The organism is Acinetobacter sp. CIP 102129, assembly GCF_000368305.1.
GTDB classification, from domain to species: Bacteria; Pseudomonadota; Gammaproteobacteria; order Pseudomonadales; family Moraxellaceae; genus Acinetobacter; species Acinetobacter parvus.
The window spans coordinates 64,461-79,028 of record NZ_KB849340.1 but is presented as its reverse complement, the minus strand read 5'-3'; the positions used below and the strand labels follow the sequence as shown (position 1 = coordinate 79,028).

The 14,568-nt window shown below is 43.7% G+C and carries 10 protein-coding genes and 1 rRNA gene; 6 read left to right on the top strand and 5 right to left on the bottom strand.

The window, feature by feature from the left end; all coding sequences use genetic code 11:
• Positions 1 to 58 precede the first annotated feature (58 nt).
• Both ppc and F973_RS04480 read left to right on the top strand, forming a co-directional pair.
• Positions 59 to 2,740, top strand: a complete 2,682-nt coding sequence (gene ppc, locus F973_RS04485) for a phosphoenolpyruvate carboxylase (RefSeq protein WP_004760308.1) — start codon at positions 59 to 61, stop codon at positions 2,738 to 2,740.
• A 286-nt stretch (positions 2,741 to 3,026) separates the two neighbouring features.
• Complete coding sequence (locus F973_RS04480) at positions 3,027 to 4,322, top strand: solute carrier family 23 protein (protein WP_004760306.1); 1,296 nt, start codon at positions 3,027 to 3,029, stop codon at positions 4,320 to 4,322.
• A 31-nt stretch (positions 4,323 to 4,353) separates the two neighbouring features.
• Here F973_RS04480 and F973_RS04475 read toward each other — a convergent pair whose 3' ends face one another.
• Both F973_RS04475 and ilvD read right to left on the bottom strand, forming a co-directional pair.
• Positions 4,354 to 5,640 carry a hypothetical protein gene (locus tag F973_RS04475; protein WP_004760305.1) on the bottom strand — a complete coding sequence of 429 codons (1,287 nt, stop codon included), beginning with the start codon at positions 5,638 to 5,640 and terminating at the stop codon, positions 4,354 to 4,356.
• A 145-nt stretch (positions 5,641 to 5,785) separates the two neighbouring features.
• Positions 5,786 to 7,615: a dihydroxy-acid dehydratase gene (gene ilvD, locus F973_RS04470; protein ID WP_034428198.1), complete on the bottom strand. Its 1,830-nt coding sequence runs from the start codon at positions 7,613 to 7,615 to the stop codon at positions 5,786 to 5,788.
• A 209-nt stretch (positions 7,616 to 7,824) separates the two neighbouring features.
• Here ilvD and fmt point away from each other — a divergent pair, with 209 nt between their 5' ends.
• The 3 genes from fmt to yidD all read left to right on the top strand — a co-directional run bounded on the left by fmt (position 7,825) and on the right by yidD (position 10,561).
• Positions 7,825 to 8,787, top strand: coding sequence for a methionyl-tRNA formyltransferase (fmt, locus tag F973_RS04465; protein ID WP_004760303.1), 963 nt, complete (start codon positions 7,825 to 7,827; stop codon positions 8,785 to 8,787).
• On the top strand, positions 8,784 to 10,091 hold the full coding sequence (gene rsmB / locus F973_RS04460; protein WP_004760301.1) for a 16S rRNA (cytosine(967)-C(5))-methyltransferase RsmB: 1,308 nt from the start codon (positions 8,784 to 8,786) through the stop codon (positions 10,089 to 10,091). The genes fmt and rsmB overlap by 4 nt, the downstream gene beginning before the upstream one ends.
• Positions 10,092 to 10,270: 179 nt before the next feature.
• Positions 10,271 to 10,561 (top strand): membrane protein insertion efficiency factor YidD, encoded by a 291-nt coding sequence (yidD, locus tag F973_RS04455; RefSeq protein ID WP_004679216.1) that lies wholly within the window; start codon positions 10,271 to 10,273, stop codon positions 10,559 to 10,561.
• A 67-nt stretch (positions 10,562 to 10,628) separates the two neighbouring features.
• On the opposite strand, the gene F973_RS14495 is transcribed toward yidD, so the two are convergent.
• Together F973_RS14495 and F973_RS04450 are read right to left on the bottom strand one after the other, a co-directional pair.
• The gene (locus F973_RS14495) at positions 10,629 to 10,772 is read right to left on the bottom strand and encodes a methionine/alanine import family NSS transporter small subunit (protein WP_004679217.1); all 144 of its coding nucleotides are present in this window, start codon (positions 10,770 to 10,772) and stop codon (positions 10,629 to 10,631) included.
• Positions 10,773 to 10,781: 9 nt separating this feature from the next.
• Positions 10,782 to 12,260 carry a sodium-dependent transporter gene (locus tag F973_RS04450; protein WP_004756837.1) on the bottom strand — a complete coding sequence of 493 codons (1,479 nt, stop codon included), beginning with the start codon at positions 12,258 to 12,260 and terminating at the stop codon, positions 10,782 to 10,784.
• 511 nt (positions 12,261 to 12,771) lie between these two features.
• Here F973_RS04450 and F973_RS04445 point away from each other — a divergent pair.
• Positions 12,772 to 13,467, top strand: a complete 696-nt coding sequence (locus F973_RS04445; RefSeq protein WP_004679219.1) for a TIGR04219 family outer membrane beta-barrel protein — start codon at positions 12,772 to 12,774, stop codon at positions 13,465 to 13,467.
• A gap of 587 nt (positions 13,468 to 14,054) precedes the next feature.
• On the opposite strand, the gene rrf is transcribed toward F973_RS04445, so the two are convergent.
• Positions 14,055 to 14,169 (bottom strand): 5S ribosomal RNA (gene rrf, locus F973_RS04440).
• Positions 14,170 to 14,568: the final 399 nt, after the last annotated feature.

Here is a 14,568-nt window from a genome sequence, read left to right as displayed (position 1 = left end):
CCACTTGGAATGTCTGACAATCAGGTTATAGTCAAGACATGAGCAGAGGAGAAGCATAATGACACAACAAATCACTGCGCCATTACGAGAAGATGTTCGTTTACTGGGTAATTTACTGGGCGAAACCTTAAAGCAGCATGCAGGACAGGATTTGTTTAATCAGGTTGAGCAGATTCGTGCCCTGGCCAAGGGTGCCCGTGATGGTCAAATCGAGGCGGAAAAACAGCTCGAACACCTTTTCCTCGGCCTAAAAGATGAAGAAATTTTGCCCCTGACCCGTGCATTTTCATATTTTCTCAACTTTGCCAACATCGCTGAGCAGTACCATGTGGTGCGTAACCGCCGTCAGGCTGAGTTTGACGAGCAGACATCCAGTCCAAACCCACTGACGCATCTCTTTGAAAAATTCAGAACCCAACAGATTAGTGAACAGCACCTGTTCCAGCAGATCTGCGACCTCAACATCGAGCTGGTGCTCACCGCACATCCGACCGAAGTCAGCCGCCGTACCCTGATCCAGAAATATGATGATATTACCGACTGCCTATCACAGCTTGATCAACAGAAACTCACACCGAGAGAACGCCAGCAGACCATTGCCACACTCAAGCAACTGGTGAGTTCAGCCTGGCAAACCGATGAGATTCGCCAGCATCGCCCTACTCCTGTGGATGAAGCGAAATGGGGCTTTGCCACCATTGAACAGAGTTTATGGAATGCAGTTCCAAAATTTATCCGTGAACTGAATGAACTGACCCAGCAACATTGCCAGCAATCCCTGCCTCTGGATATTGCCCCGATTCGTTTTGCCTCATGGATGGGTGGCGACCGTGATGGCAACCCCAATGTTACCCATCAGGTGACACAGGAGGTGTTGTGGCTGTCGCGCTGGCAGGCGGCCGACCTCTATCTACGTGATATTGAAAACCTGCGTTGGGAACTGTCGATTCAAACCTGTTCAGATGAACTCACTCAAGCATTAGGTTATGAACACCCTGAACCCTATCGTGAATATTTAAGAGCCACACGTGAAAAACTCAAAGCTACTCGTCACTGGCTGACACAACGTTTACATGGACTGGATGCGGATGACAGTCAAATCATCAAGACTAAAGATGAACTATTACAGCCTTTATTGCTGTGCTATCGCTCCCTGATTGACAGCAATCTAGCTGAAATTGCCAATGGCCAGTTGCTGGATTTCATTTACCGTGTCAACTGTTTTGGCATAGAACTGCTGAAACTGGATATCCGCCAGGAATCAGGTCGACATCGTCAAGCCATTTCAGCGATTACTGAATATCTAGGTCTAGGCAATTTTGAATCGTGGACGGAACAGGCTCGTCAAAATTTCCTGATCCAAGAGCTGCAGAGCAAACGTCCTTTACTCCCTAAATATCTGAATGAACCAGAGGGCAGCCTGATTCGGCATCCAGATGTGCTGGAAGTGTTTGCCACCATGCGTACCCTGGCTGAACAACCAGCTGAGAGCTTGGGTGCCTATATTATTTCGATGGCAGAATATCCAAGCGACGTCTTAGCTGTTTTACTCTTACAAAAAGAAGCTGGGATTCAGCATCCGCTTCGTGTGGTGCCTTTATTTGAAACATTAAAGGACCTGGATGGCGCAGCCAAAACCATGAACACCCTGTTTAATGTGCATTGGTACAAACAGCATATTCAGGGTAAACATGAAGTGATGATTGGCTATTCAGACTCAGCCAAGGACGCGGGCTTTATGTCGGCCAACTGGGCGCAATATCGCGCTCAGGAGGAACTGACCGCGATTGCCAAAAATCATGGCGTACAACTGACCCTGTTCCACGGACGTGGTGGTTCGATCAGCCGTGGCGGCGCACCGACCCAGCAAGCCTTATTTTCCCAGCCACCAGGTTCAATCTCTGGAGCAATTCGTGTTACTGAACAGGGTGAAATGATTCGCTTTAAATTTGGTTTAGAAGGCATCGCGCTACAAAATTTGGAAATCTATACAGCGGCAACATTAGAAGCAACACTACTACCACCGCCAGAGCCAAAGAAAGAATGGCGAGACTTAATGAATCAAATGACTGATTTATCGGTACAGGTTTATCGACAAACTGTGCGTGAAAATCCAAATTTTGTCAGCTACCTGCGTACCGTTACCCCTGAACTGGAGCTACAAATGTTACCGCTCGGTTCACGTCCAGCCAAGCGCAAGGTTAGCGGTGGCATTGAATCACTACGCGCCATTCCGTGGGTGTTTGCCTGGACCCAGATTCGCCTGATGCTGCCTGCATGGCTGGGTACAGGCACGGCGATCAATCAGGTACATGGACAACACCAAAACACCTTAAATGAAATGCTTGAACAGTGGCCGTATTTCCAAACTTTAATTGATATGCTGGAAATGGTTTTATCCAAATCTGATGCAGATATTGCGTTGTACTATGAATCTCATCTCACCCAAGATCAGGACTTAAAAGTTCTAGGGATTGAGCTACGCCAACGCCTGCAAAATGCGGTGGATACCCTGCTGAGTCTAAAAGGTGAGTCTAAGCTTTTAAGTAATAATGAAGTGCTGGACCAGTCCATGCAGGTGCGTAAACCATATTTATTGCCATTGCATTTATTACAGGCAGAATTGATGAAGCGTCGTCGTCTGTATCTGGCACAGCACCAAACTGAACATAGCCCTGTCGATCATGCCTTGATGGTCAGTATTGCTGGGATTGCGGCAGGGTTAAGAAATACAGGTTAATCATTTAAGCTGGCGCGGCACCTGTAAAGTCACTTGCAGATGCCGCATGTCTATTCAGTCATTTTTTATTGCTAAAAACCCATCTTTTTTATTTGTTGAGTGAAATAGTCAACTTTGTGTAAATCCACAATGAATATGGGTGCTTAGCTTTAAATTTATTTTACCAAATGATAAAAATAAGTATTTAAAACCACGATATTGCAGCCATTGCCCAACATGACCAGATGAAAGTTGCAGATCAGGCAGAGTATCATAGCGGCTGATTTATCTGATCAAGAGTTTATCTATGTCAAGTTGGTTTCCAAAATGGCAGCCGTATCAGGGAAAGATTGATCATCGCCCTGTTGCGACAAACGAATATTTACCGCCCTTACAAAGTGCGGTGCTCGGGGTTCAACACGCATTTGCAATGTTTGGCGCAACCGTACTTGCCCCATTGCTGATGGGATTCAATCCCAACCTTGCCATTTTAATGTCAGGGATTTGTACCATTATCTTCTTTCTGATCACAGGTGGACGTGTTCCAAGTTACCTAGGTTCAAGCTTTGCCTTTATTGGTGTGGTGGCGGCCGCAACAGGTCATGTTACAGGTTCGGGGGCAAATCCAAACCTTGCGATTGCACTCGGCGGCATTGTTGCCTGTGGTATTTTCTATGCCCTGATTGGCGTTGCCGTGATGCTCACAGGCACGCGCTGGATTGAAAAACTGATGCCACCTGTGGTGACAGGCGCAATCGTGATGATCATTGGTCTCAACCTTGCCCCTGTGACCATCAAGGGTGTGGCGGGACAGCCTTTTGAAATGTGGATGGCACTGATTACAGTACTGTGTATGGGTATTATCGCAGTTTTCACCAAAGGTCTGCTACAACGTTTACTTTTATTGGTGGGCTTGTTGATTGCCTACGGACTGTATGCCGTTGCAACCAATGTGCTCGGCTTTGGCAAAGCCATTGATTTTTCTCAGATTGCAGCCGCGCCATGGTTCGGTATTCCAAGCTTCTCACATCCAGCGTTTGACATGAATGCAATTCTGATTATTGCCCCTGTGGCACTGATTCTGGTTGCCGAGAATTTAGGCCATATCAAGGCAGTGGGAGCGATGACAGGCGAAAACCTGACCCCACAATTGGGCAAGGCCTTTGTTGCCGATGGTTTAGCCACCACCCTGTCAGGTAGTGTCGGTGCGCCTGGCATGACCACCTATGGTGAAAATATTGGAGTGATGGCCGTTACCCGTGTCTATTCAACCATTGTGTTTGTAATCGCTGGTGTGTTCGCCATTTTTCTGGGGCTTTCACCAAAGTTTGGCGCGGTGATTAGCACCATTCCAACAGCGGTTCTGACAGGTGCCTCCATCGTGGTGTTTGGCTTGATCACCATTGCTGGAGCGAAAATCTGGATCGAAAACAAGGTTGACTTCTCCAACAATAAAAACTTGATTGTGGCTTCAGTGACCATTATTTTAGGTGCAGGCAATTTTGAACTGCTATTTGGCAACTTTAATCTGGGTGGGATTGGCACAGCAACGTTTGCAGCGATTTTCCTGAATTTGTTGTTTAGCTTAAAAGATAAAAACTAAAATCGTGGGCAGCTTAGGCTGCCTTTTTTATTTATTCTTGGCTTTCCTGCTTATATTTTTCTTCCAGTACATTACTGATAATACTTTCAATCATCCAAACTCGATACAGGCTATTAAACACATAGCTTTGCCCATCAATCCGTAATTCCAGTACAGGAAAGTCGGGTTGGTGCTTCTGCTGGCATAGCTCATCATTCTGTTTTAATAAGACCTCAACATCCTGTTCGGTGACCTGCTCAATCTGCAAGCGCTTTTGCATCCGCTGAAAATGCGCCTTAAAGGATAAATCCTTGCCTCGTGTCCATACGCTTTCCAAAATCTGGTGGATCACATCCACCTGCTGTTCCTCTGCAACACTGTAAAACAGCTTCGCCATTTCATAGGTGGCTTCTTTGGTTGGACGACAGAATGGGGTGAATGCCACCTGTGTACGTTTGGAAACACGAGTCGCGAGACTCCAGTCAAACCAGTCTCGCCCATGATAGCTCAGCGGATAAACGCTCAATTGAATATTATAATAATTGGCCAGCTCTTCCTTGATATAGGCCAGCAACAGCCAGCTCATCGGGTCTTCAAGCGCAATATACAAATCCAGCTCTGGTTGCAATGCCTGAACTTCTGCCAGTGCCTCACCATCATTGATCAGATGTTCACGCCATTCAATATGGTTGATCAGGAAAATTGGATTGCCCGTCAGCAGTTTTTGCTGTTTAAGACGGCGGGTTAGACGCAGCAAATCATCTACAGCCTGATATTTACGTTCGCCAAATTCGAAATAGCTGGCGGCTACAGGTACATCTTTAAAGATACGCTCAGGATAATCCTGTGGCGCCTGATGCTGGCTTGCCATGGCATACAGGGTACGCAACTTTCCATATTGCTGCTGCCACAGCATATGAAACACATCTTCAAGCAAATGCAGGAAATTTTGTTCTCGTAATGGGGTATTTCTTAAAATTGTCTCAGCCTGCTGTAAAGCTTCTGCACTAGGAATCTCTGGGGTGTCATCAAAACCAAAACGGTGCTGTTTGGCGAGGATTTTTGCATCATTTAGACAGTAACTTTGCCAATCCTGTCTGGACATGCCATTCGGGGGTTCTGCATCCTGTCTTGAGATAATGACTTTTAGGGGTTTGAGTTCATCACTCAAGATCTCATTGAGTTGATCAAGCTGCTGCACTGCCAGATAGCTATAAACATCATCCAAACGGAGGTAAATCGTTAAACCCTGTTCCGTGGGTAACACCGCCTGACGAGAGGGTTTTTGATAGAACCAACTCGATCGGATGGGATCAAACCAACGACGTAACAAAGACATGTCAATCGCCTCTAAGCGTAATGAATTTATAGAAAAGTAGATTATATTCTCAAGTTTACTGGCAAATGAGAATCAAGTGTATTCAGTATCTTATATTATAAAATGAGAAAAAAGTCCCTTTTTTATCAAAAGGGACTGAATGGGCTTACAAAACTCGTACCGCACCTTTTGCGGCACTGGTTGAATGCATCGCATAAATCTTCAAGGATTTAGACACTTTACGTTTACGCTCTTCCACTGGATGCCAACCTTTGGCTTCCTGTGCCGTACGACGGTGTGCCATCGTTGCATCATCAACATCAAGGTGAATGCTACGATTCGGAATATCAATTTGGATGGTATCACCATCTTCAACCAGACCAATTGCACCACCTTCCGCTGCTTCTGGAGACACGTGACCAATGGATAAACCTGAAGAACCACCAGAGAAGCGACCATCGGTAATCAAGGCACAGTCCTTACCCAAACCTTTCGACTTCAAGTAACTGGTTGGGTACAACATTTCCTGCATGCCTGGACCACCACGTGGGCCTTCATAACGAATGACAACGATGTCACCTGCCACGATCTTATGATCTAAAATCGCTTCAACCGCTGAATCTTGGCTTTCAAACACGCGAGCCGTTCCCGTGAATTTAAGAATCGAATCATCCACACCCGCAGTTTTCACGATACAACCATCTAAAGCAATGTTGCCGTAAAGGACTGCCAAGCCACCATCTTTAGAGAAAGCATGTTCAGCATTACGAATCACACCTTTCTCACGGTCACCATCCAAAGTTGAATAATAACGGTTTTGTGAAAATGCCACTTGAGTTGGAACACCACCCGGTGATGAGCGATAGAACTCATAAACATCTGCATCTTCAGTGCGGATAATATCCCACTTGTCTAAAGCATCTTTGAGAGTAGGTTCATGTACCGTTGGGCAAGAGGTGTTCAGTAAGTGAGCACGATCGAGTTCACCCAAGATCGCCATGATACCCCCAGCACGGTGTACATCTTCCATATGCACATCCGACTTTGCAGGTGCAACTTTAGACAATACAGGTACTTTACGAGATAAATTGTCGATATCATCCATAGTGAAATCAACTTCTGCTTCATGTGCAGCAGCAAGCAAATGCAATACGGTATTGGTAGAACCACCCATTGCAATATCCAAAGTCATCGCATTTTCAAATGCTGCTTTGGTTGCAATTGAACGTGGCAGAATGCTGTCATCATTTTGTTCATAATAACGCTTCGCAAGTTCAACGACTAAACGACCTGCTTTTAGGAATAGTTTTTTGCGGTTAGCGTGAGTTGCAACAATAGAACCATTACCCGGCAATGATAAACCCAAAGCTTCAGTTAAACAGTTCATTGAGTTTGCAGTAAACATACCCGAACATGAACCACACGTTGGACATGCCGAACGCTCAAATGCTGCAACTTCTTCATCGGTATAGCTTTCATCTGCTGCAACGACCATGGCATCAACTAAGTCGATTGCCTTTTCATCACCACGGAATTTGACTTTACCCGCTTCCATAGGACCGCCAGATACGAACACCACTGGGATATTCAAGCGCATTGCAGCCATCAGCATTCCTGGTGTGATCTTGTCACAGTTCGAGATACACACCATTGCATCGGCACAATGTGCATTCACCATGTATTCTACAGAATCGGCAATTAAATCACGTGATGGTAGTGAATACAGCATCCCGTCATGACCCATGGCAATTCCGTCATCAACGGCAATGGTATTAAATTCTTTTGCGACACCACCAGAAGCTTCAATTTCTCGTGCAACCAGTTGCCCTAAATCTTTAAGATGCACATGTCCAGGAACAAATTGGGTAAATGAATTGACCACCGCAATAATTGGTTTGCCAAAATCTTCATCTTTCATACCTGTCGCACGCCATAAACCGCGCGCGCCAGCCATATTTCTTCCATGTGTTGATGTTTTCGAACGATAATCAGGCATTTTTGATTCCCAACAAGTTTGTGCTCGAGAAGAATAGAACATTCTCTCTGGCGAAATGATACTGAGCTGTTTCCATCATACTACAAGTTATCGTTTAACTGATGACCAACAGGCCTATCTTTTTTACACAAATGCAATTCAGCCCGTGAATTAGGGACTCGTCACGTTTTCGCTTATAATTTGCGATAAGTTTTATTTGGATTCCATTTGTGAAAATCATTTTTGCTGGTACGCCTGAATTTGCGGCAACCGCATTGGCGGCATTATTAAAAACATCACACCAGATCATTGCGGTTTATACCCAGCCTGACCGTAAATCAGGACGTGGACAAAAATTAACACCATCGCCTGTTAAACAATTGGCACTTGAACACAATTTACCTGTCTATCAACCTTTGAATTTTAAAGCGTCTACTGAAGAAGGTTTGGCAGCTCGACAAGAACTTGCTGCTCTAGGCGCTGATGTCATGGTGGTTGCAGCCTATGGTTTAATCTTACCGCAAGCGGTTTTAGATACCCCTAAATATGGTTGTTTAAACATTCACGGTTCTCTATTACCTCGTTGGCGTGGAGCAGCTCCGATTCAACGTGCAATCGCAACAGGAGATGCTGAAACAGGTATCACCATCATGCAAATGGCAGCAGGTTTGGACACAGGCGATATGATGTACAAAACCTATTGCCCAATTACTGCAGAAGATACCTCTGCAACCTTGCATGACAAGTTGGCGCTTCAAGGTGCTGAAGCGATTTGTGCCGTGCTTGAGTCAGAGCAAAGCTTGCAGGATTTTATCGAAAAACGTGAAGTTCAAGATGAATCCCTCACGGTTTATGCACATAAATTAGTGAAATCAGAAGCACGAATTGATTGGACACAAACTGCAATCCAAATCGACCGCAATATTCGAGCGTTCAATCCTTGGCCTGTGGCTTTTATTCAATTGGATGAAAATAATGCTTTACGTGTTTGGAGTTCAATGCTCTCTGAACACAACAAGGCAGATGCACAAGTCGGTGAAATTCTTGCAATTGATAAACAAGGCGTACATGTTGCCTGTGGCGACAATACCACGGTGTGCCTCACCAGTCTGCAATGGCCAGGTGGCAAGGCCCTAAATCCTGTACAAATTGCCCAAACTCAAAAATTACATCTTGGACAAATTCTCCCATGAGCCAATCGAATCAATCATCTGCAAAAAATTTGAATCTGCGCGCACAAGTGGTCAAAACACTTTTGGCGGTTCAAAACGGGCAATCTTTGGCTTCTGTTTTAAATCAACATATCAATATTGTTTCTGAACGTGACCGTGGTTTATATCACGAACTTACTTTAGGTTGTTTACGCCAATGGTTTTCTTTAAAAGCAATTACCTTACCCTTACTTACGAAGCCATTGGACAATGAAGCGCTAGAAAGTTGTTTATATCTAGGTTTATATCAAATTTTATGTACGCGTATTCCTTTACATGCTGCGATTTCAGAAACGGTAAATGCGGCTAAGCAACTCGGTTTCGAACCCATGAGTGGCGTGGTCAATGCAATTCTGCGTCGTGTTTCACGTGAAACAGCTGAATTTCAAACAGCGTTGAATAATACGCATGGTTTACCAAGCTGGTTATTCAAGCGACTCAAAAAAGATTGGCCTGAGCAAGCAGAAACTCTATGCCAAGCCTTAAAACAAGTGGCCCCTCTGACCCTGCGTGTCAATGAACGTCAAATCAGTCGTGATGAGTATCTTGATATTTTAGATGAAGAACAGATTGACGCCCGTCCTTGCACGCTTTCAGATGTGGGTATTGTTCTGGAACAAACAGGCAATATTACCCATTTACCAGGTTTTGAAGAAGGTGGTTTTTCTGTTCAAGATGAACATGCCCAATTGTGCGCGATGCTTTTACCCAATTTAGATAACCAAGTGGTTGTCGATGCCTGTGCTGCGCCAGGCGGTAAAGCTGCGCATATTCTTGAGCGATTTAACCCGAAAAAACTGATTGCGCTGGATCATGATGCCAAACGTTTACTGCGAGTTTCTGAAAATTTAGAACGTCTTGTATTAGATCAACATAATGTTGAGATCGTGACAGCTGATGCAACCACTTGGCAGGCACCAGAACCCGTTGATTGTATCGTGCTGGATGCGCCTTGTTCTGCAACAGGTGTGATTCGTCGCCACCCCGATATTCGCCTGCTCAGACAATCGACTGATATCGCACAGACAGTTGAATTACAAAAACAGATTCTTCAACAGATGTGGCAACAGCTCAAAGTTGGTGGAACGCTGTTGTATATCACCTGCTCCATTCTAAAAGCTGAGAATGAACAGCAAATGGCTGCATTCTTTGCGGAACATGCAGATGCAGAGGAAATCAAAATCGAAGCCAATTGGGGCATTGAACAGACCTACGGTCGTCAATTATTACCAACTGCACAATCAGGTGATGGTTTCTACTATTGTCAGATTAAGAAATTAGGCTAATAAAAAAGCAGGCTTCAAAGCCTGCTTTTTTTGTTGATTTAATTCAAACAATTTAAATGGTTACGATTGCTGCTATTTCGCAGCATTTTCATCATAAAAAGCAAACAGGCTTTAACCTAATTATTTCAGGAAATCAGTTAATTTGGGTAGCTCAAATACAATTATAATGGGTATTTTAAATGGCGATTCTGTCTAAACTCACCGATACACTGGCAATTAAAACAATTGAAGCCTATCAGCAACACCTCTCACCCATAAAGGGATTTAAATGCGCCGCGGGTCAGCTTTATGGTGGCACGACCTGTTCAGGTGCAGTCAAAAATATTGTTCAGAAACAGGGACTGATTTCAGGCCTGCCTGCGATCTACCGACAATTTTCCAGTTGCCATCAGGCTGCCAAAACCCTTGCTACATATCCCACCCAGCCCATGAATGCTTTCTGTTGCTGTGTCCTGCCGATTCCCTTGTAAATCTCCACCTGATTTGAATTCGTATAAAAAACAGCCCTACATTGAGGGCTGTTTTTTTACTCATTTACTAAAGCGTATGCTGGTCTTTTACATCTTCCAGAACATCATCTGCTTCTTCTGGATGCTTCATCAGATGCAGAATGGAAAAAGCCAGCCCACCCCAAATAAAACCCATTGAAACAATCATCATAATAATAGCGGAAGTATTCATTCTAGACTCCTAGCGATCTTTCATCTTGCTGAGCACCATTGCAACCACAGCACAGAAAATCACACTGCCCCATCCAAAGATGCCCAGTAAACTCATACTGTAGGTATCGTAACCATTTTTCACCAGATTAAATACCGTCATGCTTAAGGTGGTGAGCAGGATCAGTGAGGTAATCACGGTGAGGGTAAAATCCCATCCCTTGCCGAGTTGAATCGTTGAAATACGGTTGACATGGTCACGAAGCTCAAGCAGGGCTGAACGTTTAAACCACGCAATACTGATAATTGAAATCAATGCACCACCAATAATTCCAATGTTATTGATGAAGTGATCGACGATATCCACCAGTTTAATCGCATTCACACTTGAGAATAAGATCACTGAAACCAGTGCACTGCCCCCACCAATGATGGTTACTGCTTTCTTACGGCCCCATTTCAACTTGTCCTGCATTGCCGCAATTGGCACTTCCAGAATACTGACCATGGAAGAAATACCCGCCACAAACAGTGAGGAGAAGAACAATAGACCAAATAGGTCAGCACCCGCACCCAGACTTGAAATGATTTTTGGGAATGCAATAAATGCAAGGCCAATACCACCACTGACCACATCCTGCACTTCCTTGCCTGCGGTATGCGCCATAAAACCCAATGCCGCAAAAATACCAATACCCGCCAGAATTTCAGTTGACGCATTGGCAAAGCCAACGATTAAGCCAGAACCTGTCAAATTGGTTTTAGGCTTGAGATAGGAGGCATAGGTCACCATGATCCCGAAACCAACGGATAGAGAGAAGAATGTATGGCCATACGCCGCCAGCCACACTTTATAGTCCATCATCGCAGACCAGTTCGGAGTAAAGAATGCGTTTAAGCCCTCAACCGCACCAGGCAAGCGTAGTGACTGAATCACAAGGATGGTGAACAGTACGAACAGCAATGGCATGAAAATCTTGTTGGATAATTCAACGCCCTTTTTCACACCACCATATAGAATGACCAAGGTCAGCGCCCAGATTCCCACAATTGGCCAAAACAGGTGACTGACAAACTGAAAATCAAAACCCGTTGCCTTTGAAGTCTGTAAATAAGTATTGAAGAAGAAACTTTCTGGATCACTGCCCCACGCCTGACCGACTGAGAAATAGATATAACTTCCCGCCCAGGTCAGGACGCTGGCATAGTACAAACCAATAATGATACAGACACACACCTGCCACCAGCCAAGCGTCTCGCCGCCTTTAAACAGGGCACGGTAGGCTTTGGGTGGTGAATTACGCGCACGATGACCAGTTGCATAATCCAAGAATAAAAGAGGTAAACCAGCTGTAATCAGTGCGAGTAAATAGGGGATAAGAAACGCACCACCACCATTTTCGTAGGCAACATAAGGAAAACGCCAAATATTACCCAAACCTACAGCCGAACCAACGGCTGCAATAATAAAACCAGATCGTGATGTCCAGTTTTCACGAGAATCTGCCATATGACACCTAAATATATACCGCTGGCATTTTTCATACTGCGTTAGGTTTTATTATCCAACAGACATGAAAAGTGCCATAAAAATCCTGTTTTGCTTGCATGAAATTTCAACCTTGTGGGCCTCTCATTTTCATGAACAAACAAGCAAAAACCAAACCATCTTCCTTAAAGATTGGATTTTGTTTTTCTGCTTTTTAATAGCCGAACAATACCTGTTTTTATTTCTTTTTACTGTAATTTCTGTCTGAAAAATTATGTTTTTTAAATAATTGATTATTTTTCAACTGAATGTTATTTTAACCGTATAGTCAAATTATTGCCGTCCAGCATATAAAATATTCAAGTAAAATCCTCTTCCACCTACGCCTTTTGCATTTGTCCTTTTTATTTCCTTTTTAAAAAATTAAATTTAGATTACTGCATATTTTTCTGGATCACTATATGATTCGCCCAATCTTAGATGAATTCACAACAATTCATTACTTTTTTAGCGACTTAATTAGGAAAATTCAATGAAAGTATTAAAATTATCACTGCTTGCTCTAGGAATGGGCTTAAGCGGTTTGGCACAGGCAGATGTCATTGGTGTCAAGGGTGACCTAAGTTACTGGGCTTACGATGGTCAGGCCAACATGGCTGCCCAGACAGCGGCAAGTGATCAGGACCTTGAGCGTAAAGGTGCAGCCCAACTATCACTGGCAATCGAGCATCCTGTTCCACTTATTCCCAATGCCAAAATTCGCTATGTAAATTTAAAAACCCAAACTGAAAATGAAGTTGCTGGACAACCAGTCTATGACATTAACATGGATCATGCAGACTTCATTCTATACTATGAAATTCTGGATAATATCGTAAATGCAGATGTTGGTGTGGGTGCAACCACCCTGAACGGTCATGTCACCACTCTTGCTCTCAGCAAAACAGATATTGATAAGACAGTTCCTGTGATCTATGCAACAGCAGGTGCAAAACTTCCATTTACAGGTTTAAGTGCCAAGGGCGAAGTGCTGTATAGCAACTTCAATGATGCCAAGATCACCGATGCCCAGGCAGAACTACAGTACAACTTTATCGATAACCTACTGGTTGATGTGGGCTTAAAGGCAGGTTACCGTATTCTGGACATTAAATTGGACGACTACGAAAAAAATGACCTTAAATTTAATTTCAAGGGTCCTTATATTGGCTTAGATATCCATTTCTAAATATCAAGCCAGATTAAAAAGCGGAATCAAGTGATTCCGTTTTTTATATCTAAAACTATAGCTGAATACTTAATTTATCATCACACCTAAAACTATAGGAAATGAGGTTTTACAGATGTTTCCATGTGCTAATATTTTTAGAATTTAGCTATATAGATTCCTAAACCTCAATGTAAGCCGAAACCTACAACAATCGCAGAGATTGGCGAATATACCCATCTGGAGATTTTCACTATCATATAAAACATAGAGAGACAGGAAGTCTCATTCAAAACAACAAGATGCACAGGATGTGGTTGCTTATAGGAAATAAACGACAATAAACTGAATATAAAAGAAGCCCTGTCAGGATGATCGGGCTTCTTTTTTTTATTATTCTCACCCTGTAACAGAATTTGACAGGGTATCCATCGAGATACAATTCGCCGATGAAAACCCTACACTTTTCCTGCTTTTGCATTTTTAACCTAGAAATCAAATAATATTGAGGAATTTCACAATCTTCTTTGTTTATACTTTTCTGTATTTTCTTTTCGCATAAAAAAACACCCTCTCTGCTTTTGCGGAGGGGGTGTTTAGTATTTAAAAGCTGGCGATGACTTACTCTCACATGGCAAACGCCACACTACCATCAGCGCGAAGAGGTTTCACTTCTGAGTTCGGGAAGGGATCAGGTGGTTCACTCTTGCTATTGTCGCCAGCAAACTGTTGTGGTGTTTTGGGGTCTTATTGATCATGTTGTGTTTTCACTTCATGTCTGCCTTACTTACGAACCAAAGAGTTATTAACGGATTAGATATTGAGTCTAACTTTGTGTTCAGCATTTTAACTAGTTTTCACACTAAATCAAGTTGTGTATTGAATTTATCTTGAATACAACAACTGTTTGGGTGTTGTATAGTCAAGCCTCACGAGCAATTAGTATTGGTCAGCTTCACACGTCACCGTGCTTCCACACCCAACCTATCAACGTCCTGGTCTCGAACGGCTCTTTAGAGGAATAAATTCCTAGGGAAATCTTATCTTGAGGTAGGCTTCCCGCTTAGATGCTTTCAGCGGTTATCCCTTCCGAACATAGCTACCCGGCGATGCCACTGGCGT

What these genes read in the sequence shown, in the direction of transcription:
- yidD (WP_004679216.1), top strand. Translation starts at nt 10,271, where the DNA reads ATGGCGATTCTGTCTAAACTCACCGATACACTGGCAATTAAAACAATT.
- F973_RS14495 (WP_004679217.1), bottom strand. Translation starts at nt 10,772, where the DNA reads ATGAATACTTCCGCTATTATTATGATGATTGTTTCAATGGGTTTTATT.
- ilvD (WP_034428198.1), bottom strand. Translation starts at nt 7,615, where the DNA reads ATGCCTGATTATCGTTCGAAAACATCAACACATGGAAGAAATATGGCT.
- ppc (WP_004760308.1), top strand. Translation starts at nt 59, where the DNA reads ATGACACAACAAATCACTGCGCCATTACGAGAAGATGTTCGTTTACTG.
- F973_RS04445 (WP_004679219.1), top strand. Translation starts at nt 12,772, where the DNA reads ATGAAAGTATTAAAATTATCACTGCTTGCTCTAGGAATGGGCTTAAGC.
- rsmB (WP_004760301.1), top strand. Translation starts at nt 8,784, where the DNA reads ATGAGCCAATCGAATCAATCATCTGCAAAAAATTTGAATCTGCGCGCA.
- F973_RS04480 (WP_004760306.1), top strand. Translation starts at nt 3,027, where the DNA reads ATGTCAAGTTGGTTTCCAAAATGGCAGCCGTATCAGGGAAAGATTGAT.
- F973_RS04475 (WP_004760305.1), bottom strand. Translation starts at nt 5,640, where the DNA reads ATGTCTTTGTTACGTCGTTGGTTTGATCCCATCCGATCGAGTTGGTTC.
- F973_RS04450 (WP_004756837.1), bottom strand. Translation starts at nt 12,260, where the DNA reads ATGGCAGATTCTCGTGAAAACTGGACATCACGATCTGGTTTTATTATT.